The sequence below is a fragment of the Caulobacter sp. SRI_008 genome (assembly GCF_057586355.1).
The window spans coordinates 42,819-68,338 of sequence record NZ_JBYCZS010000029.1 but is presented as its reverse complement, the minus strand read 5'-3'; the positions used below and the strand labels follow the sequence as shown (position 1 = coordinate 68,338).

29 protein-coding genes and 1 pseudogene are annotated in these 25,520 nt (G+C 69.5%); 15 read left to right on the top strand and 15 right to left on the bottom strand.

Going from position 1 to position 25,520, the window contains the following annotated elements; all coding sequences use genetic code 11:
- Positions 1 to 108 precede the first annotated feature (108 nt).
- The 4 genes from AC2YHT_RS21955 to AC2YHT_RS21940 all read right to left on the bottom strand — a co-directional run bounded on the left by AC2YHT_RS21955 (position 109) and on the right by AC2YHT_RS21940 (position 2,789).
- Positions 109 to 711 carry a hypothetical protein gene (locus tag AC2YHT_RS21955; RefSeq protein WP_487291997.1) on the bottom strand — a complete coding sequence of 201 codons (603 nt, stop codon included), beginning with the start codon at positions 709 to 711 and terminating at the stop codon, positions 109 to 111.
- 123 nt (positions 712 to 834) lie between these two features.
- Positions 835 to 1,881 (bottom strand): aspartate-semialdehyde dehydrogenase, encoded by a 1,047-nt coding sequence (locus tag AC2YHT_RS21950; protein WP_487291996.1) that lies wholly within the window; start codon positions 1,879 to 1,881, stop codon positions 835 to 837.
- Positions 1,882 to 1,982: 101 nt separating this feature from the next.
- Positions 1,983 to 2,060: a hypothetical protein gene (locus tag AC2YHT_RS21945; protein ID WP_487292010.1), complete on the bottom strand. Its 78-nt coding sequence runs from the start codon at positions 2,058 to 2,060 to the stop codon at positions 1,983 to 1,985.
- Positions 2,061 to 2,126: 66 nt separating this feature from the next.
- A complete protein-coding gene (locus AC2YHT_RS21940) occupies positions 2,127 to 2,789 on the bottom strand; it encodes a glutathione S-transferase family protein (protein WP_487291995.1) in 663 nt (220 codons plus the stop codon).
- A gap of 298 nt (positions 2,790 to 3,087) precedes the next feature.
- On the opposite strand from AC2YHT_RS21940, the gene AC2YHT_RS21935 reads away from it, so the two are divergent.
- The 4 genes from AC2YHT_RS21935 (at position 3,088) to AC2YHT_RS21920 (ending at position 6,366) form a co-directional block, all read left to right on the top strand.
- Entirely contained in the window at positions 3,088 to 3,549 is a 462-nt protein-coding gene (locus AC2YHT_RS21935) for an aspartyl protease family protein (RefSeq protein WP_487291994.1), read from the top strand.
- 111 nt (positions 3,550 to 3,660) lie between these two features.
- Positions 3,661 to 4,710 (top strand): ribonucleotide-diphosphate reductase subunit beta, encoded by a 1,050-nt coding sequence (locus AC2YHT_RS21930; RefSeq protein ID WP_487291993.1) that lies wholly within the window; start codon positions 3,661 to 3,663, stop codon positions 4,708 to 4,710.
- A 75-nt stretch (positions 4,711 to 4,785) separates the two neighbouring features.
- Entirely contained in the window at positions 4,786 to 5,649 is an 864-nt protein-coding gene (locus AC2YHT_RS21925) for a 2-dehydropantoate 2-reductase (RefSeq protein WP_487291992.1), read from the top strand.
- An 18-nt stretch (positions 5,650 to 5,667) separates the two neighbouring features.
- Positions 5,668 to 6,366 (top strand): hypothetical protein, encoded by a 699-nt coding sequence (locus tag AC2YHT_RS21920; protein ID WP_487291991.1) that lies wholly within the window; start codon positions 5,668 to 5,670, stop codon positions 6,364 to 6,366.
- Positions 6,367 to 6,373: 7 nt separating this feature from the next.
- Here AC2YHT_RS21920 and AC2YHT_RS21915 read toward each other — a convergent pair whose 3' ends face one another.
- The 3 genes from AC2YHT_RS21915 to AC2YHT_RS21905 form a co-directional block, all read right to left on the bottom strand.
- The gene (locus AC2YHT_RS21915) at positions 6,374 to 6,811 is read right to left on the bottom strand and encodes a YidB family protein (RefSeq protein WP_487291990.1); all 438 of its coding nucleotides are present in this window, start codon (positions 6,809 to 6,811) and stop codon (positions 6,374 to 6,376) included.
- Positions 6,812 to 6,899: 88 nt separating this feature from the next.
- Positions 6,900 to 7,331, bottom strand: a complete 432-nt coding sequence (locus tag AC2YHT_RS21910; RefSeq protein ID WP_487291989.1) for a DUF6491 family protein — start codon at positions 7,329 to 7,331, stop codon at positions 6,900 to 6,902.
- 384 nt (positions 7,332 to 7,715) lie between these two features.
- Positions 7,716 to 8,969, bottom strand: coding sequence for a dicarboxylate/amino acid:cation symporter (locus AC2YHT_RS21905; protein ID WP_487291988.1), 1,254 nt, complete (start codon positions 8,967 to 8,969; stop codon positions 7,716 to 7,718).
- Positions 8,970 to 9,289: 320 nt separating this feature from the next.
- Here AC2YHT_RS21905 and AC2YHT_RS21900 point away from each other — a divergent pair, with 320 nt between their 5' ends.
- Positions 9,290 to 10,744: an AMP nucleosidase gene (locus AC2YHT_RS21900; protein WP_110119558.1), complete on the top strand. Its 1,455-nt coding sequence runs from the start codon at positions 9,290 to 9,292 to the stop codon at positions 10,742 to 10,744.
- 72 nt (positions 10,745 to 10,816) lie between these two features.
- On the opposite strand, the gene AC2YHT_RS21895 is transcribed toward AC2YHT_RS21900, so the two are convergent.
- The 4 genes and pseudogenes from AC2YHT_RS21895 to AC2YHT_RS21880 form a co-directional block, all read right to left on the bottom strand.
- Positions 10,817 to 12,028, bottom strand: coding sequence for a TonB family protein (locus tag AC2YHT_RS21895; protein ID WP_487291987.1), 1,212 nt, complete (start codon positions 12,026 to 12,028; stop codon positions 10,817 to 10,819).
- Entirely contained in the window at positions 12,025 to 12,387 is a 363-nt protein-coding gene (locus AC2YHT_RS21890; RefSeq protein ID WP_487291986.1) for a BlaI/MecI/CopY family transcriptional regulator, read from the bottom strand. Before AC2YHT_RS21890 ends, AC2YHT_RS21895 begins: the two co-directional genes overlap by 4 nt.
- 87 nt (positions 12,388 to 12,474) lie before the next feature.
- Positions 12,475 to 12,582: pseudogene (locus AC2YHT_RS21885) on the bottom strand (hypothetical protein); the annotation flags it as partial.
- Positions 12,583 to 12,616: 34 nt separating this feature from the next.
- On the bottom strand, positions 12,617 to 13,375 hold the full coding sequence (locus AC2YHT_RS21880; protein WP_487291985.1) for an alpha/beta fold hydrolase: 759 nt from the start codon (positions 13,373 to 13,375) through the stop codon (positions 12,617 to 12,619).
- An 88-nt stretch (positions 13,376 to 13,463) separates the two neighbouring features.
- On the opposite strand from AC2YHT_RS21880, the gene AC2YHT_RS21875 reads away from it, so the two are divergent.
- Positions 13,464 to 14,237, top strand: a complete 774-nt coding sequence (locus AC2YHT_RS21875) for a tyrosine-protein phosphatase (protein WP_487291984.1) — start codon at positions 13,464 to 13,466, stop codon at positions 14,235 to 14,237.
- 13 nt (positions 14,238 to 14,250) lie between these two features.
- Here the strand turns inward: AC2YHT_RS21875 and AC2YHT_RS21870 are convergent, their stop codons facing one another.
- Positions 14,251 to 15,117, bottom strand: a complete 867-nt coding sequence (locus AC2YHT_RS21870; protein ID WP_487291983.1) for an N-acyl homoserine lactonase family protein — start codon at positions 15,115 to 15,117, stop codon at positions 14,251 to 14,253.
- 72 nt (positions 15,118 to 15,189) lie between these two features.
- Between AC2YHT_RS21870 and AC2YHT_RS21865 the strand changes: the two genes are divergently transcribed.
- From AC2YHT_RS21865 to AC2YHT_RS21850, 4 genes are all read left to right on the top strand, one after another.
- A complete protein-coding gene (locus tag AC2YHT_RS21865) occupies positions 15,190 to 16,155 on the top strand; it encodes a helix-turn-helix transcriptional regulator (RefSeq protein ID WP_487291982.1) in 966 nt (321 codons plus the stop codon).
- 72 nt (positions 16,156 to 16,227) lie between these two features.
- Positions 16,228 to 17,658, top strand: a complete 1,431-nt coding sequence (locus AC2YHT_RS21860; RefSeq protein ID WP_487291981.1) for an MFS transporter — start codon at positions 16,228 to 16,230, stop codon at positions 17,656 to 17,658.
- A 31-nt stretch (positions 17,659 to 17,689) separates the two neighbouring features.
- Positions 17,690 to 19,021, top strand: a complete 1,332-nt coding sequence (gene pabB, locus AC2YHT_RS21855) for an aminodeoxychorismate synthase, component I (RefSeq protein ID WP_487291980.1) — start codon at positions 17,690 to 17,692, stop codon at positions 19,019 to 19,021.
- Complete coding sequence (locus AC2YHT_RS21850) at positions 19,018 to 19,809, top strand: aminotransferase class IV (protein WP_487291979.1); 792 nt, start codon at positions 19,018 to 19,020, stop codon at positions 19,807 to 19,809. The genes pabB and AC2YHT_RS21850 overlap by 4 nt, the downstream gene beginning before the upstream one ends.
- Positions 19,810 to 19,813: 4 nt before the next feature.
- On the opposite strand, the gene AC2YHT_RS21845 is transcribed toward AC2YHT_RS21850, so the two are convergent.
- From AC2YHT_RS21845 to AC2YHT_RS21835, 3 genes are all read right to left on the bottom strand, one after another.
- Positions 19,814 to 20,380, bottom strand: coding sequence for a TadE/TadG family type IV pilus assembly protein (locus AC2YHT_RS21845; RefSeq protein WP_487291978.1), 567 nt, complete (start codon positions 20,378 to 20,380; stop codon positions 19,814 to 19,816).
- Positions 20,377 to 20,967, bottom strand: coding sequence for a TadE/TadG family type IV pilus assembly protein (locus AC2YHT_RS21840; RefSeq protein ID WP_487291977.1), 591 nt, complete (start codon positions 20,965 to 20,967; stop codon positions 20,377 to 20,379). The genes AC2YHT_RS21845 and AC2YHT_RS21840 overlap by 4 nt, the downstream gene beginning before the upstream one ends.
- Before the next feature lie 129 nt (positions 20,968 to 21,096).
- Complete coding sequence (locus AC2YHT_RS21835) at positions 21,097 to 21,525, bottom strand: pilus assembly protein N-terminal domain-containing protein (RefSeq protein WP_487291976.1); 429 nt, start codon at positions 21,523 to 21,525, stop codon at positions 21,097 to 21,099.
- Positions 21,526 to 21,840: 315 nt separating this feature from the next.
- Here AC2YHT_RS21835 and AC2YHT_RS21830 point away from each other — a divergent pair, with 315 nt between their 5' ends.
- The 5 genes from AC2YHT_RS21830 to AC2YHT_RS21810 all read left to right on the top strand — a co-directional run bounded on the left by AC2YHT_RS21830 (position 21,841) and on the right by AC2YHT_RS21810 (position 25,510).
- On the top strand, positions 21,841 to 22,020 hold the full coding sequence (locus AC2YHT_RS21830) for a Flp family type IVb pilin (RefSeq protein WP_110119565.1): 180 nt from the start codon (positions 21,841 to 21,843) through the stop codon (positions 22,018 to 22,020).
- A gap of 28 nt (positions 22,021 to 22,048) precedes the next feature.
- Positions 22,049 to 22,225 (top strand): Flp family type IVb pilin, encoded by a 177-nt coding sequence (locus AC2YHT_RS21825; protein WP_110119566.1) that lies wholly within the window; start codon positions 22,049 to 22,051, stop codon positions 22,223 to 22,225.
- Positions 22,226 to 22,408: 183 nt separating this feature from the next.
- Complete coding sequence (locus tag AC2YHT_RS21820) at positions 22,409 to 22,921, top strand: A24 family peptidase (protein ID WP_110119567.1); 513 nt, start codon at positions 22,409 to 22,411, stop codon at positions 22,919 to 22,921.
- Between the two features lie 199 nt (positions 22,922 to 23,120).
- A complete protein-coding gene (gene cpaB, locus AC2YHT_RS21815) occupies positions 23,121 to 24,008 on the top strand; it encodes a Flp pilus assembly protein CpaB (RefSeq protein WP_487291975.1) in 888 nt (295 codons plus the stop codon).
- Positions 24,005 to 25,510: a type II and III secretion system protein family protein gene (locus AC2YHT_RS21810; protein WP_487291974.1), complete on the top strand. Its 1,506-nt coding sequence runs from the start codon at positions 24,005 to 24,007 to the stop codon at positions 25,508 to 25,510. Before cpaB ends, AC2YHT_RS21810 begins: the two co-directional genes overlap by 4 nt.
- Positions 25,511 to 25,520 lie beyond the last annotated feature (10 nt).

Genomic DNA, 25,520 nt, shown 5'->3' with positions numbered 1-25,520 from the left:
TTCGCCTACCCACTCACCCTCCCACGCCTACGGCGCGGGCCCCTCCCTCTCTCCATGAGAGAGGGTTTCGACGCAGTGGGAGTGACGGGAAGGTGAGGAGAGGGATTTTTACCGCGCCACTTTGCCGTAGGCGCTGATCGCGGCGGCCATTTCGGGCGTGGCTTCGACCGTCGGCGCGGTCGCCTCGGGCGCGGCGCCGCCGGCCAGGCGGGCCTGGGCTTCGGGCGAGAGGGTGACGGTGTCGCGTAGGGTTGAGGACGGCTGGGCGGCGTCGCGGTCGGATTGCAGGCGGGCGCGGTAGTCGCCGACGGTGGCCGGCCCCTTGGCGCCGGGCACGCCGACCTGCAGCGAGGCGACGATGGTCTGGTCGGTTTCGGAGAGGCCGTCGAAGGCGTCCAGCGCCTTCTGCTGGGGAACCGGCGGGGCGGCGTCTGAGCCGGCCCAGGCGGCCTTGGTGAAGGTGTTCAGCGCCGACTGCACGGTCTTGGCGAAGGGCGACTCGTTGAGCGCCTGGGAGAGGCCCGCGCGCTCGCCGTGGCTCGCGCCGGCCCAGCGGTCGGCCAGGGCGTGATAGGCGCCCAGCTGCTGGTCCAGTCCGACCGATCCCGTGGTGTCGTTGAGCGCGGCCGTCGCGGCCGCCGTCCCCCCGGGATAGGCGACGGGGGCGGCGAAAGCGCCCGTGTCGGTGGTCGAAAGCTGCGAAATCTTCATCCTGCCGACAGCCATCGCGCCCGCGCGGTGAAGAGGGGGTGAACGCTCGCGCCAGGGCTGCGCGGCATGCTGTCGCGCCTGGAGCAGGGGGCTCCCGCCATGCGGCGAGAGCCCCGATCAGCGTCAGCCGCCGAACAGCACCTCGGCCACCTGCACGGCGTTCAGCGCCGCGCCCTTGCGCAGGTTGTCGCCCACGACGAAGAGCGCCAGGCCGTGTTCGACTGTCGGGTCGGGACGCACGCGGCCGACGAACACCGGGTCCTGGCCGGTGGCGGCGAGCGGGTTGGGCACGTCGTCCAGCACCACGCCCGGCGCATTGCCCAGCAGCTCCAGCGCTTCGGCCACCGAGATCGGCCGCTCGAACTCGGCGTTGATCGACAGGGCGTGGCCGCTGAACACCGGCACCCGCACGCAGGTGCCGCTGACCGGCAGCTCGGGCAGGTCCAAAATCTTGCGGCTCTCGTCGCGCAGCTTCAGCTCTTCCTCGGTATAGCCGTCCTCGCCCAGCACGTAGTTCAGCGGCACCACGTTGTAGGCCAGCGGCACGGCCCACTTCTGCGGTTCGGGCAGGGGGGCGGCGTCCGGCGACAGGGCCAGGCCGTCGAGGTCGCCGGCGGCGCCCGCCTGCACCTGCTCGGACAGCACCCGGATGCCCTCGACCCCGCCGCCCGAGGCGGCCTGGTAGGTGCTGACGGTCAGGCGCTTGAGGCCGGCGCGGTCGTGCAGCGGCTTGAGGGCCGGCATGGCGGCCATGGTGGTGCAGTTGGGGTTGGCGACGATGCCCTTGGGGATCACGGCCAGGGCGTCGGGATTCACCTCCGACACCACCAGCGGCACGTCTGGGTCGCTGCGCCAGGCCGAGGAGTTGTCGATGACGATCGCCCCGGCCGCGGCGGCCTTGGGCGCCAGCTCGCGCGAGGTGTCGCCGCCGGCCGAGAAGAACACGATGTCGAGGCCGGCGAAGTCGGCGCTGGCGGCGTCCTCCACCGTCACCGACCCGTCCTTCCAGGCCAGGGCCTGGCCGGCCGAGCGGGCCGAGGCGAACACGCGCAGCGAGGCCAGCGGGAAGTCCCGCTCGGCCAGCAGCTTCAGCATCATGCCGCCGACCAGGCCGGTGGCGCCGACGACGCCGACGTGCGGCGGGTTCGAACGGGAAAACTTGGGGCTCATGGTGGTGCGTCTCCTGGTGAGGTGGAGCGCGGGGAGCCGTCAGATCTCGTGGTCAAGAGAGCCGCCCCGCGCAGTGCGGGGCTGGTCTGGGGATGCTTGCGTTAGATCGCGCGCATACCCGCCGCCCCGCCGAAGCGGGTCGTTTTGCGGGTAATAATTTTGGTCGCGGCGAAGTGCATCGAGCGGGTTGATAGCGGGCAAGCGGCGCCGCGTAAAGGTATCCCTCTCCCGCAAGGGGAGAAGGATCAGGTTTGCGCCCCCTTGCTCTCCCACCCGTCCACGAACGGGAACCGCTTGTCCCAGAACTCCGCCAGCCGTGGATCGGCGTCCACCCGGCGCACCACGTTGGCCATCTTCGGCGCGCGGTCGTAGAACCGCACCCGGCGCGAGCCCCAGCGGCTGACGACGGCGACATAGAGGTCGAGCACGGTCAGCTCGTCGCCGAGGATGTAGGCGCCGGGCTCGACCTGGGCGTCCATCATCGCCCAGCAGTCGGCGATGCGGTCGGCGGTGGCGGCCTTGATGCGGGCCTGCGCTTCCGGATCCGGCCCGGCCAGCCGCGAGGGATCGTCGCGCACCCAGAACAGCGAATAGATCGAGGCCGGGATGAAGGTCATCCAGCGCAGGAACTGGCCCCGGCGCGGATCGCCGATCCCCGGCCCCAGCCGCGCCTCGGGGTGGTTGTCAGCCAGCCAGATCAGGATCGCCGCGCTCTCGGTGATCGTCTCGCCGTCGGGGGTGACAAGGGCCGGGATCTGCTTCATCGGATTGACGCCGACGACCTTGGCCTGCTGCGCCTCGCCCTCCCAGGTGGGCGCCTCGATGACCGTGTAGGGCTGCCCCAATAGGGTCAAAGTCGCTTCGACGGGGACCGAGCCCGAGCCAAGCGCGCCGAAAATTTGAAACATCAAACGCTCCTTTGCGATTCGCTCGGAGTCTGCTCGGTGCTATGATTCGCTGAGCGAGGATGTATGGCTAGCCTGCAGAACGAGATTGCCGCCTATGAAGGTATGCGAGCTGAGCTTGAAGCTGGGCACCTTGGCGAATGGGTTCTGATACACGAAGGCCAATTGGAAGGCGTCTATTCCGATTTCGCCGAAGCTGCTTCCGATGCCGTTAGACGATTTGGAAGGGGCCCCTACCTAATTCGTCAAGTCGGAGCCCCCGCCATTTCACTACCAGTATCGTTAATGTACGGTCCGGTTAATGATGCGGGCCAATTGCGGATATGAAGGTGGGAGTGAGGTTCGCGCCAGCGACCTGCTAATACGTGGCGGGCCCACTCTGCTTGTGAATATCGGATTTGATCCCGAATATGATCCAAGCAAGCCGAGCCGCGTAGCTCGTCTCCCTGCGAAGGGCGTCCAGGCGCTTATCGATACCGGTGCGACCGATTGCTGCATCGATAGTGATCTCGCAATGCAGCTAAAACTGCCGGTGATTGACCAGGGTGTTTGCAATGGGATTTCGGGGCCGATGCCCGTCAATGTGCATCTCGCGCAGATCCATGCGCCGGATCTAAACTTCACGCTTGTTGGGCGCTTTGCAGGGGTGCAACTCGGCGGCGGCCAACGGCATTCCGTCCTGATTGGTCGAACGTTTTTGCGCTATTTCCGACTTGAGTATGACGGCGATAGCGGAGCCGTTTGGCTGTCGGACCCGTATTAGTTTTTCCACATATTTTGTGGTTATCGAGTTGGTGACCACAAGATGTTGATCGCCTCTTCGAGCCGAATCGCGCTTCCTTAGGCTTCCGGCCAGCTTCCAAAGGGGATCACAATGAACGTCGCAAATTTTGCACTGAGTGCGACTCCCGGCCTCATGATCCCCTCGGGCGGCTACAAGCCCTTCCGCTATCCCTGGGCCTATGACTTCTGGAAGAAGCAGCAGCAGGTCCACTGGATGCCGGAAGAGGTGCCGCTGGGCGAGGACCTCAAGGACTGGGCCGTCAAGCTGAACGACAAGGAGCGCAATCTGCTGACGCAGATCTTCCGCTTCTTCACCCAGTCCGACGTCGAGGTGCAGGACAACTACATGGAGCGCTACGGTCGGGTGTTCAAACCGACCGAGGTGAAGATGATGCTGGCCTCGTTCGCGAACATGGAGACGATCCATATCGCGGCCTACGCCCTGCTCCTCGAGACCATCGGCATGCCCGAGACCGAGTTCTCGGCGTTCATGGAATACGAGGCCATGAAGGCCAAGCATGACTACATGCAGACCTTCGGCGTCGACAGCCACGCCGACATCGCCCGCACGCTGGCCATGTTCGGCGGCTTCACCGAAGGCCTGCAGCTGTTCGCCTCGTTCGCGATGCTGATGAACTTCCCGCGCTTCAACAAGATGAAGGGCATGGGCCAGATCGTCTCGTGGTCGATCCGCGACGAGAGCCTGCACTGCGACGGCATCATCAAGCTGTACCACGCGTTCAACAAGGAGACCGGCGCGGTCACCAAGAGCGTGGCCGACGACATCGTCGACTGCTGCAAGACCGTGGTCGGCATGGAGGACAACTTCATCGACCTGGCCTTCGAGGCCGGCGACATCCAGGGCATGACGCCCGACGACATCAAGCAGTACATCCGCTTCGTCGCCGACTGGCGCCTGCGCCAGCTGGACCTGCCGGAAGTCTACGGCGTGAAGGAAAACCCGCTGCCGTGGCTGCAGGCCCTGCTCAGCGGCGTCGAGCACGCCAACTTCTTCGAGGCCCGCGCCACGGAATATTCCAAGGCCGCGACCAAGGGTCAGTGGCACGGCGCCGACGGCGTGTGGTCGAGCTTCGAGGCCATGCTCCAGAAGCGCACCGACATCGTTTCGGCCGACCACTGAGGTCCGCGAAACCGTCGTGACGAGATTGACGCCGCCCGCTAAGCCGGGCGGCGTTTTTCGTTCTGGAGAGCATGCATGCGCATCGCGGTGATCGGTCCCGGCGCGGTCGGCGGGACCCTGGCGGCCTGGCTCTCCCAGGTCCACGACGTGACCCTGTGCGCCCGTACCGCCTTTACGCGGCTGGAGGTCGAGACGCCGGAGCGCACCCTGGCAGCGACGCCGACAGTGCTGACCGATCCGGCGAAGGCGACGCCCCACGACTGGGTGCTGGTCACCACCAAGACCTATGACGCCGCCGGCGCGGCCGCCTGGCTGGCCGGGTTGGTCGGCCCCGACACGCGGGTGGCGGTGCTGCAGAACGGCGTCGAGCACGTCGAGCGCTTCAGCCCCTACCTGCCGGCCGAGCGCATCGTCCCGGCGGTGGTCGACATCCCGGCCGAACGCACAGCGCCCGGCGTGATCCGCCAGCGGCGGCTGGGCTGGATCAAGGTTCCCGCCGGGGCGGCGGGCGAGGCCTTCGCCGGCCTCCTGGCCCATACGCCGATCGAGGTGGCGACCACCGACGACTTCAAGACCGTCGCCTGGCGCAAGCTGGCCCTCAACTGCGCCGGCGCCGTCAGCGCCCTGACCCTGAAACCGGCCGGCGTCGCCCGCCGCGACGACATCGCCGCGATCATGCGCGACCTGGCGGCCGAATGCGTCGCCGTCGGCCGCGCGGAAGGCGCCGACCTGCCGCTGGAGCTGCCGGACGAGGTGGTGGCCGGCTATCGCACCAGCCCGCCGGACTCGATCAATTCCCTGCACGCAGACCGCCTGGCCGGCCGTCCCATGGAGATCGACGCCCGCAATGGCGTCATCGTCCGCAAGGGCGCCGCCCACGGTGTCGCCACGCCGGTCAACGCCATGGTGGTCGCCCTGCTGGAGGCGGCGGGAGAGTAGGGCGGGGCAAGCCTTGTCATGACCAACGGTTTGCGGCGTCATGGCGCCATGAGGACTCTCGCCGCCGCGGTCGTCGCCCTGATGGGCCTGCAGTGCTGGTCGGAGGCGTCGGCTTGCAGTCGCGCCCACAATCCAGGCGTGATCGCCCTTACGCAGGACTGGCGCGAAGACTTCGGGCAGGCGTTCGCGCGGGCGAACGGCGTCCATATCATTTCGGTCAGCGACGCCGGCAAGCACGGCGACGGCGCGTGGACGATGTTCTGCGATTTCTACGACTTTGGTCCTCCGCCGTTGGAACGACGCGCCTCGAAAGCCAAGAAGGCTGAGCGTGAGGCCGAGTTGCGGCGGGTCGAACAGGCCAGCGAGGCCTGCCAGGCCGGAGAGGCGAGGGTTCACGTCCTAGAGACGTTGAAGGGGCGCGCGCCCGCCGACTGGGTCGAAGCCAACGCTTTCATCACGGTGACCGACGCCCCGCCGGCCGAGCCTCTGCTGCATTGGAACGATGGGACGGCCGTCTGGGGCGCACGCCTCGAGAACCATGCCGGGGCCAACTGCGACGGCGTGGTCTTCTCGCGCCGGATGAGCAGCCGGGCGACCTATCTGGTCTTCACGTTCGAGCGCGACGAGCCCCCGCCGGTCATCACCCACGCTTTCCTTGTCAATGACTCCGCGCCGTTCCTGGCCGAGGCGCGCCGGCTGGCGCGCCTCGCGCCCTGATGTCGGCTTAGGTCTTCAGGAAGCCGCCCAGCAGGTCGCCGACCGCGCCGCCGATGCCTTCGTCGGGCAGCTTGCCGCCCGGGGTCAGCTGGTCGACCAGGCCGGGCAGAATCTCCGACAGCTTGGCGGCCGCCGTCTGCGGATCGACGCCCAGCTTCTCGGCGAACTGGCCGACGGCGCCCGAGCCGAGCACGGCCTGGATCTGTTCGGCCGAGACCGGCAGGTTGTGGCCGCTGGCGACCCACGACTGGGCGACTTCGCCCAGGCCGCCCTTCTGGAAGGCGTCGACGAGGCCGCCGACCCCGCCGGCCACGCCCAGGCTCTTGACCGCTTCGGCCAGGTCGCCCTGGCCGCCCAGCAGACCCGTCAGATTGTCCAGCAGACCCATGGTGTCGCTCCGCTCGATCGCCGCCGACCCGTCGCGGGTCCGCTGACGTCGCGCCATTAAGACCCCGAGGCCGGCGAGCGGCCAAGAGAAAAGGCGCGAGCCGGAGCCCGCGCCTTTCTCGACGTCGCGATGGCTGCGCGGTCGGTTACGGCCGGTCCTTCTTGGGGATGGCGGCGATCTCTTCCGGCGTCAGCTTGGTGATGGTCTTGGCGCGGATCGGCATGGCGAAGCCGCTGCTGTCGGAGACCTTGAGGTCCAGGTCGATCGGGTTGCAGACGGTGTCGATGCCGCGGACGGTCGAGATCAGGAAGTTGCCCGGCCAGGTCAGCTGGTTGCTGCCCCAGGCGAGGTCGACCTTGTAGACGTCGCGATTGCGCACCTTCATGTAGAGGGTGTTCTTGTCGGGGGCGCTCCAGCCCTGCCAGTCCGACAGCTGGAAGCACTGGCGCTGGGCCTTTTGCGGCGCGGCGGCGGTTTCTTCGGGGCTGTTGGCGGCCAGAGCCGGGGCCGCGAGAAGCGCGCCGGCCAGGCCGGCCCCAACCAGCGTGGCATGGGCGATGGTTTTCAGCTTGACCATAGCGTTTGTCCTTACAGTCCCTCTCGCGAAAGATTGGGCCTGACGAGGCCGCCGTCAATGGTCAAGGCGTCCCATTTTTGGGCCGGGGAGGGGAAGGTTTCCCACCTCACGGCCCTCTCCCCGCCTTCCTGGGCCCTGTGCCCAGGATCCAGGGTTCAGCCTGCTCAGACCTTTGTCGTTGGAGCGAGGTCTGAGCAGCGGCCGGCATGGGCCCTCGCCACAGGGGCGAGGGAGGCGGTGTTGGGGACATTGGGGATCAAGCCCCACCCCCCAAACCGCAAAACCCCCGCGAAAGCGGGGGCCCAGGCTTTTTCTGAAACGCGGGGCGCTCGACGATAAAACGCCTGGGTCCCCGCTTTCGCGGGGATTTTACGGAGGAAAGTATCAGGCGGTGGCCGAAGCCTCCTCAGGCTGGATGTCCTCCAACTCCCCCTCCCACTTGGCCACCACGGCCGCGGCCACCGAGTTGCCGACCACGTTGGTCGCCGAGCGGCCCATGTCGAGCAGGTGGTCGACGCCCAGGACCAGGGCGATCCAGGCCTCGGGCAGGCCGAAATAGGTCAGGGTGGCCATGATCACCACCAGCGAGGCGCGCGGCACGCCGGCGATGCCCTTGGAGGTGACCATCAGCAGCAGCAGCATGAAGATCTGCTGCTGGATCGTCAGGTGCACGCCGTGGGCCTGCATGATGAACATGGTGGCGAAGGTGCAGTAGAGCATCGAGCCGTCGAGATTGAACGAATAGCCCAGCGGCAGGACGAACGAGACGATGCGGCGGCGCACGCCCACCTTGGGCAGGCTGTCGAGGATGCGCGGATAGGCGGCTTCGGAGCTGGCGGTCGAGAAGGCCAGCAGGGCCGGCTCGCGGATCACCCCGAACAGCGGGATGGCGCGCTTGCCCAGCACCACGAAGGCGGCGGCGAACAGCAGCACCCACAGCGTGCCCATGGTGGCGTAGAAGCCCAGCACGAACTTGGCGTAGGTGCCCAGCATGGCCAGGCCTTGCGTGGCGATGGTCGAGGCCAGGGCCGCGAAGATCGCCAGCGGGGCCAGCTTCATGACGAAGCCGGTGACCTTCAGCATGATCTGGGCGCACTGTTCCACGAGGTGCAGCACCTGCGGGGCCTTGTCGTCGAGCGCGGCGACGGCGGTGCCGACGAACAGCGAGAAGACGACGATCTGCAGGATCTCGTTCTTGGCCATGGCGTCGAAGATCGAGGTCGGCACCAGGTGGGTGATAAAGCCCTTCAGCGTGAAGGCGTCGGTCGAAGCGGCGGGCTTGGACGAGACGGCGGCTTCCACGAGATGCAGGCCATGGCCCGGCTGCAGCAGGTGCACCATCAGCAGGCCCAGCAGCAGCGACACGGCCGAGGCGCCGATGAACCAGCCCAGGGTCTTGGCGCCGATGCGGCCCACCGCGGCGGCGTCCTCCATGTGGGCGATGCCGGCCACCAGGGTGGTGAACACCAGGGGCGCGATGATCATCTTGATCAGGCGCAGGAAGATGTCGGTGATCAGGCTCAGGCCCGAAGCCGCCGACTTGGCCCCCTCGGCGTCGAGGAACTGGTTGCACCCCCAGCCGACGAGCACCCCCAGCACCATCGCGCCGATGATCAGATAGGCGAAGCGTTTGTTCATCCCGGGTCCCCTGGGCCCGTCGGCGTCGACGGCTGGCTTGTGGAGGAACGACGCGCGAGAGGGTCCGCGCCGCCATTCGCTCCTTATTTGAGCATTTCCGCCCTTGTGGCCGACGAACCTGGGTTCGTCCATGCCCTAGAGGTGATCTTGGTCGGCTTGCCTGGCGTCACGCCGGATAAACAGGCGCACCTGTAGAGACGCAAGGCCGTTGCCCGTTCCCGGATTGACCCGGCGGCGAGCGACTTCGCTAAGTAAGAAAGTTTTCCACCTGGGCGGGGCGCCCGTCTCGCCAATGTCGTGAAATGTCGCTATAAAGACCCATGTCAAACCAAGAAAAAGCGATCGCCGTCGTCGAGCGGCTCAACTCCGAATACCAGCGCGCCGTCGAGGCCCTGCGCACCGCCCTTAGGGCCTATCTCGAACATGGAACCCGCCCCGACCCGCAGATGCGGTTCGACGGCTCGTTCACCTATCCCGAGCTGCGCCTGACCTACGACCCCGAGGCCCTGCCGCCGAAACTGGCGCGCGCATTCGCCCGGGTCAGCCGTCCGGGCGTCTATTCGACCACCATCACCAAGCCGGCCCAGTTCCAGGACTACCTGGTCGAGCAGCTGACCTTGCTGATGGACGACTTCGAGGTCGAGATCGAGGTCGCCCGCTCCGAGCAGGAGATCCCCTATCCCTACGTGCTGGACGCCAGCATCGACCTGAACCAGGCCGACGTGCGCAGCGAGGACATCGCCCGCTTCTTCCCGACCACGGACCTGGCCTTCATCGGCGACGAGATCGCCGACGGCGTGTGGAGCCCCGCGCTGGAGGAAACCCGGCCGCTGGCCCTGTTCGACGGCCTGCGCACCGACTTCTCGCTGGCCCGCCTGCGCCACTACACCGGCGCGCCGGCCGAGCACGTGCAGCCGTTCATCCTGTTCACCAACTACCACCGCTATGTCGACGAGTTCGTCCGCTGGGGCGTCGAGCAGCTGAAGAAGCCCGATAGTCCGTACACGGCGCTGTCGTGCTCGGGCGGCGTGGTGGTCACCGCCGAGACGCCGAACGCCGAGCAGGCGATTGCCGACGGCGCGTGGCGCAAGCACCAGATGCCGGCCTACCACCTGATCGCCCCGAACGGTCAGGGCGTCAGCCTGGTCAATATCGGCGTCGGCCCGTCCAACGCCAAGACCATCTGCGACCACCTGGCGGTGCTGCGCCCGCAGGCCTGGCTGATGATCGGCCACTGCGGCGGCCTGCGCGACACCCAGACCATCGGCGACTACGTGCTGGCCCACGCCTACCTCCGCGACGATCACGTGCTGGACGTGGTGCTGCCGCCGGAGATCCCGGTGCCGTCGATCGCCGAGGTGCAGCGCGCCCTCTACGACGCTGCCAAGGCGATCAGCGGCGATACCGGCCAGGAGCTGAAGAAGCGCCTGCGCACCGGCACCGTGGTCACCACCGACGACCGCAACTGGGAACTGCGCCACAGCCTGTCGGCCCTGCGCTTCAACCAGAGCCGCGCCGTCGCCATCGACATGGAAAGCGCCACCATCGCCGCCCAGGGCTATCGCTTCCGGGTGCCGTACGGGACGCTGCTGTGCGTGTCGGACAAGCCGCTGCACGGCGAGATCAAGCTGCCGGGCCAGGCCAACGCCTTCTACGAGCGGGCGATCAGCCAGCACCTGCAGATCGGCATTCTCACCTGCCAGCTGCTGCACGAGGAAGGTCCCAACCTGCACTCGCGCAAGCTGCGCGCCTTCGACGAGCCGCCTTTCCGGTAAAAGCGCGGTCGTCCGAAACGACGAAGGGGCGGTGGTCATCCATCGCCCCTTTTTCTTTGAAGTCCTGTCGCCCTACCGCGGAACGCTGAAGGCGATCGGGATCGTCACCTGGCCCCCGGCGATGGGCTGGCCGTCGATGGTCTTGGGCTGCATGCGGAAGAATTGGCTCAGTTGCAGGGCCGCGTCGCCGAAGGCGTAGGGCCCGTCGCTCTGGCGGACGACGGCGCAGTTCTCCAGCCGGCCGTCGAGGGCGACGCCGCAGGTGATGAGCGCCCGGCCTGAGGCCTTCGCCGCCGCCGCGTCGGCCGGATAGTAGCGGGCCAGATCGTTGGCGTCGGGCTTCTCGATCCAGTCGGGGCGGGTGATCACGGCTGGCTCGGGGGTGGGCGCGGGATTGGCGGCCCAGACGGCGCCGGCGGCGGTCGAGGCGACCAGGACCACCAGGGCCATGCCCGCCTTGCGGCGCAGCGGGGTGACGGAGGCGGTGTTCAGCATGATCAGTCTCTCCTTCAGGGGATGGGGGCCCGTGGCCGGCCAATGGCAGCCGAGCGGGGCGTGGGCGCCGCCCAGCACCGAGCCGAGCAGGGTTTCGGCGTAGAGTCGGCGGGCGTGCGGATGGCGGTCGATCACGGCGGCGTCGCAGGCGATCTCCTGGTCGATGCGCAGGGTGCGGGCGGCCAGGTGGACGAGCGGGTTGAACCAGCACAGGCATTGCAGGGCGACGGCCAGGCCGTTGATGCGGGCGTCGCCGCGCCGCAGGTGGACGTCCTCGTGGGCCAGCACCAGGGCGCGGGCCTCGCCCTCGAAGCGGTCGGCGAAATCGGCGGGCACGACGATGCGCGGGCGCAGCCAGCCCAGCACCAGCGGACCGGCCTCGACATGCTCGCCGCGCAGCACGGCCGGCTGTCCGTTGAAGGGCGTGAGGCGGCCGACGGCGCGCACGAACCGCAGCTGGCGTACGGCGAACAGGCTGAAGGCCGCCAGCACGCCCAGCTCCCAGATCACCAGCAGCAGGATCGGCAGGGCGGGGGCCTTGGCCGTGACCGGGGCGACGGCCTTGCCGGCGGTGGCGACGAGCTCGATCGCCGGGGCCATGATCGCCGTCGGGGCGGGAACCGGAACCAGGCTGACCAGGGCGCAGATCGGTGGGGCCAGCCACAGCATGTAGGCCGCCAGCGGCCCGAACCGCGCCCGCACCGGCCGGCGCAGCAGCATCACCGCGAGGATCGCGGCCGACAAAGCGAGGTTGGCGCGCAGCAGCGCCTCCAGCAGGGCGCCGCTCATTTCGAGATCCTCTCGACCAGGGCCTTCAGCTCGGCGACGTCCTCGTCCGACAGCTTTCCGCCCTCGGAGAACTGGGTGACCAGCGGCGCCAGACGGCCGTCGAACAGCCGGTCGAGCAGGCCCTGGCTCTCGGCCTCGACATAGTCGCGGCGGGCCAGCAGCGGCATGTAGAGATAGCGGCGGCCGTCCGGCCTGGCGGCGATGGCCTTCTTCTTCAGCAGGCGGCTGATCAGCTGCTTGACCGTGCCTTCGGTCCAGCCGTTGGGCGCGCCCACCTCGCCGATAATGGCTTCGGAGGTCAGCGGGCTGGACCGCCACAACGCCTCCATGATCACGCTTTCCGCCGAACTGATCCTCATGGCGCTCCCCGTTGCTCACGATGACAAACGTCAACGATGCGACGTTGACACTTGTCATCGTTGTCGTCAACCGGCGTTCTTTTTGTTCCCTCTTCCATAGGGAGAGGGAGGGGCCCGCCGCGCAGCGGTGGGAGGGTGAGGGGTTACGAGGTTTGACGGCGTGCCGGCGCTCCGTCCGGCGCCGTAACCCCTCACCCCGACCCTCTCCCTATGGGAGAGGGAGACGTCCCTAGCGCGACACCCGGTCCAGGAAGCCGACGATCCCGGCCGCCAGGGCCGGCTCCATGACCGCGCTCATGTGGTCGCCGGGCACGCGCTGGGCGCGAGCGTTGGGCAAAAGGCCGGCCAGGGCCTCGGCCGAGCCGTTGTCGTCGTCGCGCTGGCCGGCGATGACCAGGGTCGGCACGTCGATGCGGGCGATGTCTTCGGCCGAGGTCGGGACGAAGGCGTTGAGCACCCCCAGCATGGCCTCGGGCTTGAGGCCGCCGGCGGCGATCATCGCCTGCACGCGGCGGCCGACGCGGGGGTCCCTGGCCTGGTCGCCGTTGCGGATGGCGTCCTCGAACATCGCCGCCCGCTCGCCCGCGCCCATCAGGCCCGAGGCGCCCATGCCGGCCAGCACCAGCCGCTCGGGCCGCGCCCCGCGCACCAGCATCCGCACCGCCGTGCGCGCCCCCAGCGAATAGCCGACGAGATCGTAGTCGGTGAGGTGCAGGTGCGAGACCAGCGCCTGCTGGTCCATGGCCAGCACGTCGGCGGGCCAGGCGGCCGGATCGGTCGGGGCGTCGGAGCGGCCGTGGCCGCGCAGGTCCGGGGCGATCACCTTGCGGCCGGCCTGGGCCAGGGCCGCGGCGATGCCGGGCAGGAACCAGTTGCTCTCGGCGCTGGCCAGAAATCCGTGCAGCAGCAGGGTCGGCCAGCCCTCGCCCAGGGTGCGATAGGCGATGGAGACGCCGTCGAAGCTTTGGAATCGCTGGACCGGAAGCATAGGGGCAGCTTCCGCGCAGTTGCACGATCCGTCCAGTCGCCTGAGCGGACGTCTCGATTTCGTCGCCGTGGATCGCTACATCGGGGCCATGACCCGTCAAATCCCCCTGCAAGGCGTCGAGAACTTCCGCGACTACGGCGACTACGCCGCCGGGGCGGGCCGGTTGAAGCGAGGTTTGCTGTTCCGCGCCGCCCACCAGGCCGACGCCACCGACGCGGACCTCTCGGCCATGGCCGGCCTGGGCATCGTCACCATCGTCGACCTGCGCCGCAGCCAGGAACGCAGCCACCAGCCCTCGCGCCGCTGGGAAGGCTTCGCCGCCGAGGTGATCGACAACGACCTGGGCGGTCAGGGCGACGATCCCTGGCTGACCTTCCTGCGCGGCTGGGATTTCTCGGAAGGCGACTTCCGCGGCTACATGATGGAGTCCTATCGTCGGAAGCCGTTCACGCCGCGCCACGTCGATCTCTTCAGGCGCTACTTCGCCGCCCTGGCCCAGGCCAAGGGGCCGGTGCTGATCCACTGCGCCGCCGGCAAGGACCGCACGGGCCTGCTGGCCGCCCTGACCCACAGCCTGGCCGGCGTGTCGCGCGACGACCTGGTCGAAGACTATCTCGCCACCAACGATCCCGAGCGCTACGGCCGCATCGGCGAGCAGATCGGCCGTCACTTCGCCGACTACACCGGCGTCGTCCCGCCCGAGGCGGCGATCCGCGCGGCCCTCGGCGTCGAGGCCGAATACATCCTGGCCTCGATCGAGGCCATGGAGGCGGCCCACGGCTCGATCGAGGCCTATCTGGAGGCCGTGCTGGGCGTCGACGCCAAGGCCCGCGAGGCGATCGCGGCGCACATCCTGGCGTAGCTTCGTATCCGAGCTAGCGGGACGCCTCCGGAAAACGCGCCAGCTTCCGCACATCGCCGGGATCGTGCTGGACGATGATCCGCGCCTTCAGGGTGGTCGCCAGCTGGGCGAGGCGATCGATCGACGCCAGGGAGTCGGCGCGGTCGGTGTTCCAGGTCGGCACGCGGCGCGGGGCCCACTGGGTCTCCAGGTGGACGACGTCGCCGCTGAGGATCACCGCCCCGGTCTGGGGAAGCCGGACCAGCAGCGCCTGTTCGCCGGGCGTGTGGCCGGGCGCGGCCAGGATGGTGACCGATCCGTCGCCGAACACGTCGCGGTCACCCTGGATCGCATCGATCGCGCCGCCGCCTGTCAACCAGGGCGCCAGCAGGCTGGGATCGGCGAAGGGCGGCGATCCCGCGCGCAGGGCGGCCAGATCCGCCGCGCCGATCAGCAGTGTGGCGCGCGGGAACAGGGCGGCCTGTCCGACATGGTCGAAATGATAGTGGCTGATCGCCAGCCGGCCGATCTGGTCGGGGCGCACGCCGATCGCGGCCAGCTGGCTTTCCAGGTCCTGGTCGAGGTTGGCGCTGATCGGCTGGTCGTCGAGAGGTTTGCCCAGCAGCGCGCGCGGCAGGCCCGCGTCCCACAGCAGGTAGTCGTCGCCATGCCGGATGAGATAGCAGCCGTTGCTGAGCCGGCGGGTCTGGCCGACATAGGCGCCGGTGTCGGACAGCGGCGAGGCGTCGTTCATCTGGATCCGGCCGCAGTCCAGCCGCCACAGACGCAGCGGCGCCGGCACCGGTGTGGGTGTGGGTGTCGCGGCCGTCGCCGGAACCGCGCCCAGAGCGCCCAGGGTCAGGAAAAGGCTCGTCGTCAGTCTCAGCCAGATTCTACGCATGTCGTCCTCACTCGTGGATGGAGGATCGACTAGCCGGCGAACGGGCGGGGCGAGGCCCCCGGACGCTCGACCATGAGCCTGAAACGCTCGCTTTGCGGCTTGCCTCGCCGCACCGACCCGTCGAAGGGTTCGGCCATGGACCTCGACCCTTCCGCGATCACCGACAAGAGCCTGCGTCAGGCGTTGCTGGCGCGGCTGGCGGCGCTCAGGTCGCGGGGCGCGGCGGGGGCGCATCACTATGCCGGGTCCGACGGCGGGGCGGTGTTCGGCTATTGCTGCTTCGTCCGCGAGCGGATCGCCCAGCTGCGTCTTTCCGATCCGCTGATCGTCGTCGTGCTCAGCGGCGCCAAGGAGCTTTGGGCCGGCGAGCGCTGCGAGCGCATTCCGGCCGGCGTTCCGTTCGTCATTCCGGCCGGGGTGACCTTCGACATCGTCAATGCGCCGGACGCCGCCACGGGGCGCTACGAGTCCGTCGCCATCACCATCGACGAGGCGCTGCGGCGATCGGCGCGACGCCTGGCCGGACCGGGGGATCAGCCGGAGCGGGCCGGACGCCGGGCTTCCAGGTCGGCCATCGCCCTGACGCCGGATCTCGTCGAGGCGTTCGGCCACGCCGCCGCCGCCCTGACCGATCCTGACCAGGCGACGGCCCTGGCGCGCCACCGCATCCTCGAGATCCTGCTGCTGGTGCGGCGGGCGCCCGCCGCGGCCGGCCTCTTCGCCGCGACGATCCGGACGCGGGCCGAGGAGATCGTTCGCCAGGATCCGGGGCGGAGCTGGCGGGTGGAGGCCCTGGCGCGGGCCATGGGCCTGGGCGCCTCGACCCTGCGGCGACGGCTGGCGGCCGAAGGCGGATCGTTCCGCGAACTGCTGCTGGAGGCCCGGATGGCGGCGGCGCGGGAGTTGCTGACCCACGACGCCTATAGCGTGGCCCAGGCCGCGCAGGCGGCCGGCTACAGCTCGCGGTCGCACTTCGCGCGGCGGTTCCGCGTCGCCCATGGGGTTCGTCCGGGTCGCCTGCGTGCGGTGACGACGTGACAAACGCCCGTTCGCGGGCGAGGCTCCGCTTCAGGGTCGCGTCAGACGGCCCTCAGGGAAGGGCGGAGAGGCATGAGCGAGGTCCTGGACGGCGCGCCGTCGGCCGTGGGTGAAGGCTCGCGCGTCCCCCCAACACCCCTGACGCGGGGCGGGCTGTCCTGGGTGCTGCACCAGGGCTCGCGCGACGTCTATGTGGTGCTGGTCACCATCTATATCTTCGCCCCCTACTTCTCGGGCGTGCTGGTCGGCGATCCCGTCCGGGGCCAGGCGATCATGGCCCAGATCGCCACCGCCTACGGCCTGCTGGTGGCCCTGACCGCGCCGGTGCTGGGCGCGTCGATCGAGCAGTATGGGCCGCGCAAGCCGCTGATCACCCTGGCCCTGACCACCATGCTGCCGCTGCTGGTGCTGCTGTGGTGGGCCACGCCCGCCGGCGGACTGCCGCTGTGGGCGACGTCGCTGACGCTGATCGTGCTGGGCGTGGCCTATAACTGGGGCGACGCGCTGAACAACGCCCTGCTGCCGCGCGCGGCGGCGAGCCCGGCCCAGGCGCCGCTGCTGTCGGGCCTGGGCTATTTCCTGTCCAACGGCCTGTCGGTGCTGATGCTGGTGCTGATGCTGTGGGGCTTCGTGTTGCCGGGACAGGTGGACTGGCCGGGGATCCCCAGGACGCCGCTGCTGGGCCTTTCCACCGACAACCACGAGCCCAGCCGCCTGGCCGGGCCGCTGTCGGCGCTGATCATGGCCCTGGGGGCGATCCCGTTCCTGCTGTGGACGCCGGACGCGCCGCGCACCGGGCTTTCGGCCCGCGCCAGCTTGAAGGCCGGGCTCAAGCTGCTGGCCGACACCTTCGCCAACCTCAAGGGCCATCGCGACGTGGCCACCTTCCTGGGCGCGCGCATGCTCTATTGCGACGGCATGACCGCGCTTCTGGTGTTCGGCGGGCTGTTCGCGGCCGGGCTGATGGGCTGGGGGCCGCTGGAGATGCTGGTCTACGGCGTGTCGCTGAGCCTGGTCGGCTCGCTGGGCGGCTTCCTGGCCCCGGCCCTCGACCGCCGGCTGGGGCCCAAGCGGGCGGTGCAGGTCGAGATCGCCGGCTGCCTGCTGGCGCTGATCTGCGCCCTGGGCATGCGACGCGACCGCATCCTCTATGTCTTTCCCTATGATCCCGCCAGGCCGGCGGTGTGGGACGGGCCGCTGTTCCGCACCGCGCCGGAGCTGCTCTATGTGGGGCTGGGGCTGATCATCGCCGTCTGCGTCACCGCCCAGTACGCCTCGAGCCGCACCCTGCTGGTGCGCCTGGCCCCGCCGGACCGCACGGCGGCCTTCTTCGGGCTCTACGCCCTGTCGGGCACGGCGACGGTGTGGCTGGGCTCGGCCCTGGTGGCGGCGGCGACCTCGGTGTTCAACAGCCAGGTCGCCGGCTTCCTGCCGATCGTCGGCCTGCTGGCCCTGGGCTTTACCGCCCTGTTCGCGGTGCGCGGCGGCGGACGGGAAGCTTGAGGCGCTAGCCGGACGGGCCTATCACCCGCCGATGCGCGACGTCGCCCTCATCGCCGCCCCCTGGCGCGACCCTCTCTGGGCGGCGGCCCCCTGGCGGGACGAGCCGTTCGCCTGCGCCCTGCTTTCGGGCGGGGCGGGCGAGCGCTGGTCCTATCTGCTGCGTGATCCCGACCAGACCCTGACCCTGGCGGCCGACGACCGCCGCGATCCCTTTCAGGCCCTGGCCGCCCTGGTCGGCCCACCGCTGCCCGCCGATCCGGAGGGGCCGCCGTTCCAGGGCGGGGTGGTGGGTCTGGCGTCCTACGAACTGGGCGACCGGATCGAGGCCCTGAACCTTCCGCGCGGCGACTGGCCCGACCTGGTCTGCGCCCGCTATCCGGCCCTGCTGGCCTTCGACCACCTGGCGCGGACCATCGTCGCCGTCGGTCGGGGCGAGGGCAAGGCGCAGGCCGAAAGCCGCGCCCGCGCCGCCCTGGCTTGGCTGGACGCCCCGGCCCGCGACCCGTTCGAAGGCCGGCTATGCGATGCGCTGCAGCCCGAGCCGCCCGCCGCCTACGAAGCGGCGGTGGCGGAGGTGGTCGAGCGCATCCTGGGCGGCGAGATCTTCCAGGCCAATATCGCCCGGGCCTGGCGCGGTCGCTTGGCGGGGCAGGCCGATCCCTTCGATCTTTTCGTCCGCCTACGGAGCATGAGCCCGGCGCCGTTCGCGGCCTGGCTGCGTCTGCCGGGCCGGGCCATGGTCTCCAACTCGCCCGAGCGGTTCCTGAAGGTGCGCGGCGGGGCGATCGAGACCCGGCCGATCAAGGGCACCCGGCCGCGCGGCGCGACGCCGCCGCAGGACCGCGCCCTGGCCGCCGAGCTGCTGGCCAGCGCCAAGGACCGGGCCGAGAATCTGATGATCGTCGACCTGATGCGCAACGACCTGGCCCGGGTCAGCCCGGCCGGCAGCGTGCGCACGCCCGAGCTGTTCAAAGTCGAGACCTACGCCAACGTCCATCACCTGGTCTCGACGGTGGAGGGGCGGCTGAAGCCGGGCCTCGGCGTCGCCGACCTGTTGTGGGCGACCTTTCCGCCCGGCTCGATCACCGGCGCGCCCAAGGTGCAGGCCATGAAGGTGATCGCGTCGCTGGAGGGGCCGCGTGGCCCCTATTGCGGCTCGCTGTTCTGGGCCGGGTTCGACGGGGCGTTCGAGTCCAGCGTGCTGATCCGCTCGGTGGGGCTGGTCGAGGACGCCGAGGGCTGGCGGCTGGAGGCCAAGGCTGGCGCCGGCATCGTCGCCGACAGCGATCCGCTGGCCGAGCGGCTGGAGACCGAGGCCAAGATCGACGCCCTGCGCCGGGCGTTGACCGGGGAGGGGGCATGACGATCGACGCCGTTCCTTTGAGCGCCGTTCCTTTAAGTGACAGGGGCCTGCTGCTGGGCGACGGCCTGTTTGAGACCCTGCTAGCGGTGGATGGCGCGGTCCGTCACGTCGAGGCTCACCTCGATCGCATGGCCGCCGGTTGCGAGACCCTGGGCCTGCCGCCGCTGGATCGCGCGGCGGCCCGCGCCTTGATCGAGGCCGCCCCGGCCGAGGCGGGTCTGGCCGCGGTCCGCGCCGCCGTGCGCCTGACCCTGACGGCCGGCTCGGGCGGGCGGGGGCTCGATCGGCCCGAGGCGCCGGCCTTGCGGCTGTTCGCCTCCTGCGCCGCCGCGCCGCCGGCCGGGGCGCCGGCGTCGGCGGTGATCGCCACCGTCCGCCGCAACGAGGGCTCGCCGGCCTCGCGGCTGAAGACCCTGGCCTATCTCGACAATGTGCTGGCCCGCGCCGAGGCCGGGGCGGCGGGGGCGGACGAGGCCCTGATGCTGAACAACCGGGGCGAACTGGCCTGCGCCTCGGCTGGCAACCTGTTCTGGCTGGACGGCGAGGTCCTGGCGACGCCGGCCCTGGCCTGCGGCGTGCTGGCCGGCCTGGCGCGCGGACGGGTGATGGCCGCCGCGCGCGCCATGGGCCTGGCGGTGGTCGAGGTCGCGGCGGGCCCCGAGGCGCTGGCGTCGGCGCGGGCGGTGTTCCTGACCAACAGCCTGACCGGAGTGCGCCCGCTGCGCCGGCTGGACGGCCGCGCGCTGGGCGAGGACCCGCGCGTCGCGGCCCTGGCGGCGGCGATCTAGCGCCCTAGGAGGTCGCCCAGGTCACCGTGTCGGACTTGCGCGGCCGCAGGTAGAAGGTGCGCTTGAAGGTGATGCTCTTGGAGATCAGCATCGAGGTCGGCGAGGCGTAGGTGTAGCTGGCCGTGCTCATGATGACGCTGCTGCTCTTGGGCAGCACGCCGTCAGAGACTGTGACCGTGGCGTTGGCCTTGGGGCAGTCCGAGGCGTTGCTGTTGGCGGTCCAGGCCACGGTGCCCTTGCGGGTCCCGTCCGAGGCGGCCGCCGTGGTGTCCGAGGTCAGGCTGACCAGGCACATCTTCAGGTTCGTCGACGAGAACGGCGACATCACCGTCTTGCCGATCGTGAAGATGTCGGTGACCCGGCTCTGGGTGATGGTGGCGTTCTGGGCCGCGATGTCGCCGATCAGCGAGGTGGTGTGGCTGAGGCGGCGCTGGGCCATCATCGCCTGGGTCACTTCGCACATGCCGAAATAGAAGAGGATCAGCAGCGGCGCCAGGACGGCGAACTCCACGGCCACGGCGCCGCGGGCGTCGCGCCAGAGGCGCGCGCGGGAGAGAAGACGGGCGATCATGAGGGGCACGTCACGCTGCTGGCCGTGGTGCTGTTGTACGGCTCGTTGACGAAGGCGGTGGCGGCGGTGAGCGTGCGCTTGCCCTGGCTGTTGGTCGACAGCGCGCTCTGCAGCAACGGCGTGATCACCGGCCAGGCGTAATAGGCGCGCACCACGACCAGCGAGGCCGGGCCGCCGGGATCCCAGCAGGTGGTGGTCGGGGTCTTCAGGCTGCTGGCCGAGGCGAAGGTGCTGACCGTGCGCACGTCGACGCGCAGGGCCGAGGCGCAGGGGCCCTCCAGCCAGGTCATGCGCGTGCAGACCGCGCTCTTGAAGCTGCTGGCGGTGCCGCTGGCGACCTGCACCTGACCGGTGCGGATCTCGCGGCTGGTGTCGATGACCGCGTTCTCCAGGGTCACGCCGGCGAAGAAGATCAGACCCAGCTCGATCAGGCCGAAGAACAGCAGCAGGAACGGGATCATCAGCAGGGCGAACTCGACCGCCGTCGCGCCGCCTTCGTCGCGCGCCAGAGCGGCCGCGCGGCCCAGGGGCAGGCGGCGGGCGGCGAGCCGCAGGCGGGCTCGGAACGATAAGGGCGGAGTCCCCATGCGAAGGTCCGTGGCTGATACCGGGCGACCTTAGCCCACGCTCCCTAACCGCCTCCTAATCGCGGGGCGGCGGGATCCAATCAGGAAGATGCGCGCGCTCGCGTATGTACGCGGGCGAGGGCGGAGGCTTTAGGGCTGGCCGGCCGCCGGGGCGCTGGTGGTCGAGGTCAGGACGGTGCAGCGGCCGTCGCAGGCGTAGGTCGAGGCGTTGGCGCCGCGCTGAACGGTGACGGCGTCGGCCGAGACCTCGGTGACCAGCACCTGGCCGCCGGCCAGGGCGCGGCCCTGGGCGTCGAAGGCGAACACGGTGGTCACGCCCACGCGCTTGCCCAGGATCACCAGCGTGCGGTCGTTGACCACGCTGACGTCGGCGATCTGCGGGTCGCCGACCACGATCTCGCGGGCCGAGCCGTTCAGCGGCAGGGTGGTCGCCTGGCCCGCGGCCACCGAAAGGGTGCGCGGAGCGGCCGGCGCGGGCGCCGGAGTAGCCGCCTGAGCCGCGGCGGCGGCCGCGCAGAGGCTGAAGAAAGCGACGATGGCGAGCGAGAGGCGGCGCATGGCGGTCCTGTCGGAGCAAATTCAACGCCCATGACCCTGCCGAAGAATGGTCAATAAAAGACTAAGGGCTGCTTGCCTGCGACAAACTGGACTGTTCAAAAGTCCTTAGAAATAAGGCGGTTGCGATGCTCGAAAACCGACTTGGTTAAGAGTTGCTAATGGTAAAATTAAATAAACCAAAAGAAAAATCGCAGAAAAGTTCTGTTGTTTACTGTCGATTAAGCGAGGTTGGCGAAATTGATCGTGTTTTCGGGGGTGAACAAGTCGCAGCGGCTTGCTGGCCCAGCCAAGTTTTTCTCAGCAGGAGATCAAGTCATGTCGAAGTTTGTCACGCGCTTCCTGAAGGACGAGTCGGGCGCCACGGCCATCGAATACGGCCTCATCATCGCCCTGATCGCCGTCGTCATCGTGACCGCGTTCACCACCCTGCGTCCGGCTCTGTCGAGCGCCTTCGGTAAGGCCACCACCGAGCTGAACACCGCGGCGGCCGGCTAATAGCCAGCTGTTGATGGAGAGGCGACCGATGGTTGTGTTCTGCGAACGCTTCCTGAAGGACAGCCGGGGCGCGACCTCGATCGAATACGGCCTCATCGCCGCCTTGATCAGCGTCGTCGTCCTGGCCGCCGTCCAGCTCCTGGTTCCGGCCATCGCCGGGGCCTTCGGCCAAGCCGAGACCCAGCTCAGAGCGGTCGCGCAGTAAAAGCGACAGCGCCGAGCTTCAGAACTTGGGCCGCGTCCTCACAAGGGGCGCGGCCCTTGTCTTTTCCGGGTTCTGCTTTCGCGATCTCTGGCGAAGTCTTTGGCTTCGTTTCGGCGCCGCTCGGAAACCATTGCTTCATTGGCGGTGGGGTAGGGTCGGTTCAGCAGCCGTCCGGAATTGCAGATGCAGACCCTGTCCTTTCTTCCCCTGATCGTCTTCGCGGGCCTGGCGGTGGTCGCCGGCCTGAAGGACGTCACCAGCTACACCATCCCCAACTGGATCTCGCTGGCCCTGCTGGGCGCCTTCCCGTTCGCGGCGCTGCTGGGCGGCGTGGGCTGGACCACGGCGGGCCTGTGCCTGGCGGTGGGCTTCGGCCTGCTGCTGGTCGGCATGCTGATGTTCGCCCTGCGCTGGGTGGGCGGCGGCGACGCCAAGTTCCTGGCCGCCTGCGCCCTGTGGATGGGCGTCACGGGCCTGCCTTCGTTCCTGCTGATCACGGCCCTGGCCGGCGGCGCCCTGACCTTCGGCCTGATGAGCCTGCGTTCGGGCTGGCTGGAGCCGATCATCGCCGGCAGCCCGGCCTGGGTGCGCCGTCTCGGCGACAAGAAGGGCGACGTGCCCTACGGCGTGGCCATCGCGGTCGGCGCCCTGGCCGCTCTCCCGCAGAGCGCGATCGGCCTGGCGATCCTCAACTAAACTCGCCGCGCGCCGCGTTCGGCGGCCGCGTCAGGCTGTCGCGGCCGGGAAGCCCTTTGGAGGGCGGGTCCTTTAGCGGCTGTTAACCATGGGCGCCCCAGTCTGGGATGCGGCCAGAACGGCTGTCGATCCAAGCGTCCGCGGGCCTGAAGGCCGCGACGCCCGCAGCCCGCCTCGCCGACCAGAGCCCCGCCCGCGCATGAATCCCGTCAGAATCATCATCGTCCTGGTGGCCGCCGTCTCGGCGATCGGCCTGGCCGTGCTGATGCAGAAGGCCGTCGGCGGCAAGCCCGCCAAGGCCGCCGCTGTCGCCTCGGCCCCCGCTCCCGGCCTCGACGCCAAGCCCATGACCCTGGTCCTGGTCGCCAAGCGCGACCTGTCGATCGGCGCGCGCCTGGGCCATGACGACGTCGAGTGGAAGGCCTGGCCGGCCGACGCCGTCAGCCCCGTCTACATCACCAACGGCGCGGCCCCGGTCGAACCCGCCAACGGCGCGGCCAAGGCGGTCAAGACCGTCGGCGACGCCACCGGCCTGGGTGGGGCGGCCCCCGAAGCGGCCGTCGAGGGCGCGATCGTCCGCGACCCGCTGCTGGCCGGCGAGCCCATCGTGCCGCGCAAGATCGTCCGCGGCGGCGAGGGCGGCTACCTGTCCGTCGTGCTCTCGCCCGGCGCTCGCGCCATGGCTGTGCCGGTCACCTCCGAGACCGCCGCCGGCGGCTTCATCCTGCCCGGCGACCGGGTCGACGTGCTGCAGACCCGCGACGCGCCGAACACCGAAGGCGCCAGCTCCGGCAAGCAGGTGATGGCCGAGACCGTGCTTCAGAACATCCGCGTCCTGGCCCTCGACCAATCGACCACGGCCGACAAGGACGCCAAGACCATCGTCGCGGCCACCGCCACCCTCGAGGTGCGCCCGGCCGAGGCCGAGGCCCTGACCCGCGCCAAGGCGTCGGGTCCCGTCACCCTGGCGCTGCGCGCCTACACCGACCTGGGCGGCCCCTCCGGCGTCGCCGCGCCCACCCAGGACTCCACGGTCATCCGCATCAATCGCGGCGGACAGACTTCCAGCATCGCGGTGCGCCAATGATCCGCCGGTTCGCTTCCGTTTCACTCGCCGTCCTGACGGCCCTGGCGCCTGCTATGGCCCCCGTGGCGGCCTGGGCTGACGGCCCGCCGGCCGGCGACCGGGTCTATCGCCCGGCCCGCGCCGTCTCGCGCCCCGTCGCACCGGTTCCCGACTATGCCCCGGCGCCGGTCGCCGAACAGGTGCTGCGCATCGACCTGACCGCCGGTCCGGGCGCCCGCACGCTGAACCTGCCGCGCGGCAAGTCGGCGATCATCGAGCTGCCGTCCGACGTGCGGGACCTCTTGGTGACCAACCCGCAGGTGGCCGACGCCGTGCTGCGCAACCCGCGCCGCATCTATGTGCTGGGCCTGGGCAAGGGCACGACCGACGCTGTGTTCTTCGACGCCGCCGGCCGCCGGCTGCTGTCGCTGGCCATCCGCGTCGACGAGGACTCCAGCACGCTGCAGGACACCCTGCGCAAGGTGCTGCCCGCCTCGCGCATCGAGGTGCAGGCCGTCCGCGACAGCCTGATCCTGACCGGCATGGTCGCCAACGCCGCCGAGGCCAACACCGCCTCGCAGATCGCCGCCCAGTTCGTCTCCAAGCCCGACCAGGTGGTCAACCTGCTGTCGGTCGCCGGCAAGGACCAGGTGACGCTGAAGGTCCGGGTCATCGAGGTCCAGCGCAACATCGTCAAGCAGCTGGGCGTCAACGTCTCGGCCGCGCTGAACCAGCTGGGCAGCAACAACTTCTCGATCGGCTTCGAGCCCAAGTACGCGATCAACAACGGCCTGCAGGGCGGCGGCACGATCGGCGCCACCATCGGCGGCAGCAACAACAGCGCCACGGCCAGCGTGCAGGCGCTCGAGCGCGTGGGCCTGGTGCGCACGCTGAGCGAGCCGAACCTGACGGCGGTGTCGGGCGAGGCCGGCCGCTTCCTGGTCGGCGGCGAATTCCCGGTGCCCGTCGACATGTCGGAGACCGGCAAGGTCACCCTGCAGTTCAAACCCTACGGCGTCAGCCTGGGCTACACCCCGGTGGTGCTGTCGGGCGGCCGCATCTCGCTGAAGCTGTCGACCGAGGTTTCCGAACTGACCAGCGTCGGCGCCTACAGCCTGACCTCGGGCACCTCGACCGTCGTGGTGCCCGGCCTCAGCGTGCGCCGCGCCGAGACCACGGTGGAACTGCCCTCGGGCGGCTCGCTGATGATCGCCGGCCTGCTGCAGCAGCAGAGCAAGGAAAACATCGACGCCCTGCCGGGGCTGAAGAGCCTGCCGATCCTCGGCGGCCTGTTCCGGTCGCGCGACTATCTGAACGGCGAGACCGAACTGGTGATCCTGGTCACGCCCTACATCGTCGATCCGACCAAGCCGGCCGACCTGCAGACGCCGGCCGACGGCCTGCGGCTGGCGGGCGACATGGGCACGGTGCTGCTCGGGCGGCTGAACACGGTGGTCAACGCGCCGGCCGGCGCCAACGCCAACCGCAGCTATCAGGGGCCTGTCGGTTATGTCATCGAATAGGGAAGCGGCC